Annotated in this window: 5 protein-coding genes; 2 read left to right on the top strand and 3 right to left on the bottom strand. The window is 65.2% G+C overall.

All coding sequences use genetic code 11. From position 1 onward, the window contains the following. Nucleotides 1–489: SDR family NAD(P)-dependent oxidoreductase (locus EOD07_RS21355; RefSeq protein ID WP_127236874.1), on the top strand; the 489-nt coding region annotated here is incomplete at its 5' end. A gap of 139 nt (nucleotides 490–628) precedes the next feature. Here EOD07_RS21355 and rpsA read toward each other — a convergent pair. From rpsA to aroA, 3 genes are all read right to left on the bottom strand, one after another. Then, complete coding sequence (rpsA, locus tag EOD07_RS21350; protein ID WP_040988866.1) at nucleotides 629–2,326, bottom strand: 30S ribosomal protein S1; 1,698 nt, start codon at nucleotides 2,324–2,326, stop codon at nucleotides 629–631. A gap of 196 nt (nucleotides 2,327–2,522) precedes the next feature. Beyond that, complete coding sequence (gene cmk, locus EOD07_RS21345; RefSeq protein ID WP_127236873.1) at nucleotides 2,523–3,173, bottom strand: (d)CMP kinase; 651 nt, start codon at nucleotides 3,171–3,173, stop codon at nucleotides 2,523–2,525. Between the two features lie 256 nt (nucleotides 3,174–3,429). Further along, entirely contained in the window at nucleotides 3,430–4,788 is a 1,359-nt protein-coding gene (aroA, locus tag EOD07_RS21335; RefSeq protein WP_127236872.1) for a 3-phosphoshikimate 1-carboxyvinyltransferase, read from the bottom strand. 194 nt (nucleotides 4,789–4,982) lie between these two features. Here aroA and EOD07_RS21330 point away from each other — a divergent pair. Next, on the top strand, nucleotides 4,983–5,258 hold a 276-nt coding region (locus EOD07_RS21330; protein ID WP_127236871.1), incomplete at its 3' end, for a TIGR02300 family protein.

Raw genomic sequence — 5,258 nt, 5'->3', positions numbered from 1 at the left:
CATCAGGTGCCCGGGCTCTGGGCCTCGATCCATCTTGCCGGCGGCTTCACCATGGCGCCGGTCGAGAAGATCGAGTCGGCTTCCTTCGCCGAGATGATGGACACCAACGCTCGCACGGCCTTCCTGTGCAGCCGCGCCGCGGTGCGCTCGATGCTGGCGTCCAACACCGCCGGCCGCGTCGTCAACGTCACCGCGCGGGCGGCGCTGGAACCGCGCAAGGGTTCGGGCATGGTCGCCTATACGGCGAGCAAGGCGGCGGTCGCGGCCATGACCGTGGCGATGGCCGAGGAGTTGAAGCACAAGGGCATCCTGGTCAATGCGGTGGCCCCCTCGACGCTCGACACGCAGGCCAATCGCGACAGCATGCCGGACGCCGATTTCAGCAAATGGGTCAGCCTGGAGGCCGCGGCCGAAGCGATCGCCTACCTCGCCTCGCCTGCCAACCAGGCCATGAGCGGCACGTTGGTTCCGCTCTACGGCCGCGCCTGACGGCTATCTCTTGTCTTACGCAATTCCGGACGGAAAACCGCTGACACTTTTCCTGGAATTGCTCTGATATCCCGACAAAGAAAAACCCCGCCGGATCGCTCCGGCGGGGTTTTTGTTGTTCGGCTGGAAGAGGCTTGGCTTAATTGCCCTGCTTCTTCAGCGCCGCGCCCAGGATGTCGCCGAGCGACGCGCCGGAGTCGGTCGAGCCGTACTGGGCGACCGCTTCCTTCTCCTCGGCGATTTCCAGCGCCTTGATCGAGACCTGCAGCTTGCGGGTCTTCTTGTCGAAGGCGATGACGCGGGCGTCGACCTTCTGGCCGACGGTGAAGCGCTCGGGGCGCTGCTCGTCGCGGTCGCGCGAGAGGTCGGAACGCTTGATGAAGGTCTCGATGCCGCTGTCGACCAGCCGCACGTCCAGACCGCCATCCTTCACGCCGATGACCTCGCAGGTGACGACGGCGTTCTTGCGCAGCTCGCCGCTGTTGGCCGCTTCGCCGACCGTGTCACGGGCCAGCTGCTTGATGCCGAGCGAGATGCGCTCCTTCTCGATGTCGACGTCGAGCACCTGCGCCTTGACCATGTCGCCGCGATTGTACTCTTCGATGACCTGCTCGCCCGGACGGGTCCAGTCGAGGTCGGAGAGGTGCACCATGCCGTCCACGTCGCCTTCCAGGCCGATGAACAGGCCGAACTCGGTCTTGTTCTTGACCTCGCCCTCGACCTGGCTGCCGACCGGATGGTTGCGCGCGAAGGCTTCCCACGGGTTCTCCAGCGTCTGCTTGAGACCGAGCGAGATGCGGCGCTTGGCCGGATCGACCTCGAGCACGACCACGTCGACTTCCTGGGTCGTCGACAGGATCTTGCCGGGGTGCACGTTCTTCTTGGTCCACGACATTTCCGAAACGTGGATGAGGCCCTCGATGCCCGGCTCCAGCTCGACGAACGCGCCGTAGTCGGTGATGTTGGTGACGGTGCCCTTGATCTTCTTGCCGATCGGGAACTTGGTGCCGATATCCGACCACGGATCCGACTCGAGCTGCTTCATGCCGAGCGAGATGCGGTGGGTTTCCTGGTTGATGCGGATGATCTGCACCTTGACCGTCTGGCCGATGTTGAGGATCTCGGTCGGATGGTTGACGCGGCGCCATGCCATGTCGGTGACATGCAGCAGGCCGTCGATGCCGCCGAGGTCGACGAACGCACCGTAATCGGTGATGTTCTTGACCACGCCTTCGACCACCTGGCCTTCCTCGAGGTTCTGCACGATTTCCGAACGCTGTTCGGCGCGGCTCTCCTCGAGCACGGTGCGGCGCGACACCACGATGTTGCCGCGGCGGCGATCCATCTTGAGGATCTCGAAGGGCTGCGGGTTGTGCATCAGCGGGGTGACGTCGCGGATCGGGCGGATATCGACCTGGCTGCGCGGCAGGAACGCCACGGCGCCGTCGAGGTCGACGGTGAAGCCGCCCTTGACCTGGTTGAAGATGACGCCTTCGACGCGCTCACCCTTGGTGAACTTCTCCTCGAGACGCACCCAGCTCTCCTCGCGGCGAGCCTTCTCGCGCGACAGCATGGCTTCGCCAAGCGCGTTCTCGATGCGCTCGACATAGACTTCGACGGTGTCGCCGACCTTGAGGGAGGAGTCCTTGCCCTTGGCGCCGAATTCCTTCAGCGGCACGCGGCCTTCGACCTTGAGGCCGACATCGATGATGGCCATGTCCTTTTCGATCGCGGTGATCGTGCCCCGGACAACCTGGCCCTCGCCGGAATGGCCGGCGGTGAATGATTCTTCGAGCATGCTCGCGAAATCGTCGCGAGACGGGTTAGCTACTGACATTGTTTCTCCTGGAATGCCCCGCGTTTCGAACGGGGCGGGCGCCGTGGGTTAGCGTTGCGTGAGCCTGCCGGCTTTCCGGGCTGAAGAGCCCTTGGCCGCTTTTCGAGCGGCAAGTCCGGCGCATGAAGAATGCTGGCAGGCTGGTTCGTGCCCGATATGGGTATTTTCGCCGCCGACGGCAACCGAAAACGCCCGATCAGGCCTTGTTTCTCTTGGCAAGGGCCTCGTCAACGATCGCCATCGCCGCCAGAAACGCGGCCTCTATAGCCATTTCGCTGGTATCAAGCAAGTGCGCGTCCGCCGCTGGCTTGAGCGGCGAGTCGGCGCGGCCCATGTCGCGCTCGTCGCGCCGCTCGATGTCGGCGAGGATGGTGGCGAGGTCGGCGCTGCCGCCCATGCTCTCGATCTCGGCCAGCCGGCGCTGCGCTCGCACCGAAGCACTTGCCGTGACATAGAGCTTGATGTCGGCGTCAGGGCACACGACCGTGCCGATGTCGCGGCCGTCGAGCACAGCACCCGGCGGTGCCTTGGCGAAGGCCCGCTGCTTTTCCACCAGGATGCGCCGTACCGTGGGGATGACCGCGACTTTCGATGCCGCCTCGCCCACCGCATGCGCGGAAAGCACGGTGCGGTCGAGGTTCGAAAGGTCAACCTGCCGCGCCGCGGTTTCCGCCGCCGAGACATTGTCGAGCGGCAGGCCGAGTTCCAGCAGCTTGTGGGCCACCGTGCGATAGGTGAGGCCGGTGTCGAGCAGGTTCAGGCGATAGTGGTCGGAGAGCCGCCGGGCAAGCGTGCCCTTGCCCGCGCCTGCGGGTCCGTCGATGGCGATGGTGAAGGGGATGCTCATGGGCGAGCCGACACAATCGAAAGGCGCGATGAATAAGACAAGCGCCGCGTTCCTTCACGCCCCCCTCTGTCCTGCCGGACATCTCCCCCGCGAGGGGGGAGATTGGCGGCTGATGCGCCGCGCCCAATCCTGAGACGTTGGCGATTGGCGAAAGCCCGCGTGCCGGCTGATCTCCCCCCTTGCGGGGGAGATGTCCGGCAGGACAGAGAGGGGTGCTGTCCCGCCAGCATCTCAGTTCGGCTCCAATCCATCCCCGTCACTCGATCTCCGCGCCCAGCCCCTTCATCAGTCCCATGAACTCCGGAAAGCTCGTCGCGATCATGTTGGCGTCGTCGATGGTCACCGGCTTTTCCGTCGCCAGCCCCATGACCAGGAAGCTCATGGCGATGCGGTGATCGAGATGCGTCTTCACCACTGTGTCCTGGCCGTTGGGGTGAGCGCCCAGGCCCTTGCCGCCGGGCTTGCCGCGCACGGCGAGCGAGGCCTCGCCCTCGGTGCAGTCGACGCCGTTGAGCTTCAGCCCATTGGCGACCGCCGCGAGCCGGTCGGATTCCTTGACGCGCAATTCCTCCAGCCCCTGCATCAGCGTCTCGCCCTCGGCGAAGCTCGCGGCCACGGCCAGCACCGGGTACTCGTCGATCATCGACGGCGCCCGCTCGGGCGGCACCACCACGCCTTTCAGCTCTGAATAACGCACACGCAGGTCCGCCACGTCCTCGCCGCCGGCATTGCGCGGGTTGAGGATGTCGATGCGGCCGCCCATTTCCTGCAGCGTCAGCAGCAGCCCGGTGCGGGTCGGGTTCATCAGCACGTTCTCGATCACGATGTCCGAGCCCGGCACGATCAGCGCCGCAACCAGCGGGAAGCCGGCGGAGGAAGGGTCGCCGGGCACGGCGATCGTCTGCCCGGTAAGCTTGCCCTGGCCTTCGATGAAGATGTGGCGCACGCCGCGCTCATCGGTCTCGACGGTCAGGTTGGCGCCAAACCCTTTCAGCATCTTTTCGGTATGGTCGCGCGTCATCACCGGCTCGATCACCGTGGTGATGCCCGGCGTGTTCAAGCCGGCAAGCAGGACCGCCGACTTCACCTGGGCCGACGCCATCGGCACGCGATAGGTGATGGGCGCGGCATGTTTCGGTCCGCGCAGCGTGATCGGCATGCGGTCGCCGGGTGCCGCCTTCAGCACCTGCACGCCCATCTGGCGCAGCGGGTCGAGCACGCGGCCCATCGGCCGGCCCGAGAGCGAGGCGTCGCCGACGAAGGTGGTCTCCATGTCATAGGTGCCGACGAGGCCCATGGTGAGGCGCGAGCCGGTGCCGGCATTGCCGAAATCGAGCGGGCCTTCCGGCTCAAGCAGCGCGCCGTTGCCGGTGCCGCGGATCACCCATTCGCCGTCCTTCTTTTCGATATGTGCACCCATCGCCTTCATGGCGGCCCCGGTACGCATCACGTCCTCGCCTTCGAGCAGGCCGGTGATGCGCGTCTCTCCGGAGGCGAGGCCGCCGAACATGAAGGAACGGTGCGAGATCGACTTGTCGCCCGGCACGCGCGCGGTGCCGGCAAGGGCAGGGGATTTGCGGGCCGTGGCTGGTTTAGCGGCGGCGGAATGAGACATTTTGTCTTCCAAATGAAAAGCCGGCTGGCCGGCCCGGTTCGTCGTTATGCGGCGGTCTCGTATCACGGCGCGCGGCAATGGTCATCCCCTTGGCGCAAGCCTTTGAAAAGCGGGTTTCGCGCACATGTCTTTTGGCTTTGACAGCGCCTCAAACTGCGGTTAAGGGGACCCTTCTTTTTTTGACGAGGCCTGACGTGGCAAAAGCTGAACTTGGCACCAAGCGTGTCGACCCCGAAACGGGTCGGAAATTCTACGACCTGAACAAGGACCCGATCGTCTCGCCCTATACCGGCAAGAGCTATCCGCGCTCCTATTTCGAGGAAGGCAAGATTTCCGCCCTCGAGGAAGACGACGAAGTCGCCGACAAGGAGCTGGACGGCGACGAGGAGGAAGGCGCCGAAGTCGTCTCGCTCGAGGAAGCCGACGACGAGGCCAAGGGCGGCGGCGACGATCTTCCCGATCTCGGCGAC

Source organism: Mesorhizobium sp. M2C.T.Ca.TU.002.02.1.1, from assembly GCF_003997225.1.
This window is presented reverse-complemented; position numbering and strand designations above follow the sequence as displayed.

Coding starts and splice junctions, on each gene's coding strand:
- rpsA (WP_040988866.1), bottom strand. CDS start 2,326: ATGTCAGTAGCTAACCCGTCTCGCGACGATTTCGCGAGCATGCTCGAA.
- cmk (WP_127236873.1), bottom strand. CDS start 3,173: ATGAGCATCCCCTTCACCATCGCCATCGACGGACCCGCAGGCGCGGGC.
- aroA (WP_127236872.1), bottom strand. CDS start 4,788: ATGTCTCATTCCGCCGCCGCTAAACCAGCCACGGCCCGCAAATCCCCT.